Source organism: Pseudomonas sp. FSL R10-0399 (assembly GCF_009600165.1).
In the GTDB taxonomy this organism is placed as follows: Bacteria; Pseudomonadota; Gammaproteobacteria; order Pseudomonadales; family Pseudomonadaceae; genus Aquipseudomonas; species Aquipseudomonas helleri.
Genome location: NZ_WIWK01000351.1, coordinates 1 through 247, shown reverse-complemented (window position 1 = coordinate 247; position 247 = coordinate 1). Strand labels below are relative to the sequence as shown.

Annotated in this window: 1 protein-coding gene; it reads right to left on the bottom strand. The window is 53.8% G+C overall.

What is annotated here, in order from left to right:
* On the bottom strand, positions 1–247 hold a 247-nt coding region (locus GHO41_RS29675; RefSeq protein ID WP_256678897.1), incomplete at both ends, for a reverse transcriptase domain-containing protein.

The window sequence follows — 247 nt, the reverse complement described above, 5'->3', positions numbered from 1 at the left end:
CATCGTGGTTGACCCGATCAAAGAATTTCTCCAGATCAATGTCCACTACCCAGTGCTTTCCTTCAGCTACATACTCTTTCGCCTTGGCCACCGCATCGAGCGCACTTCTCTGTGGACGGAAACCGTAGCTGCCCTCGGAGAATGTTGGCTCGAAAATCGGTTGCAGTACTTGATGGAGCGCCTGCTGAATGAGTCTATCCACCACAGTGGGAACGCCGAGTGTTCTAACCCCGCCGTTAGGCTTGGG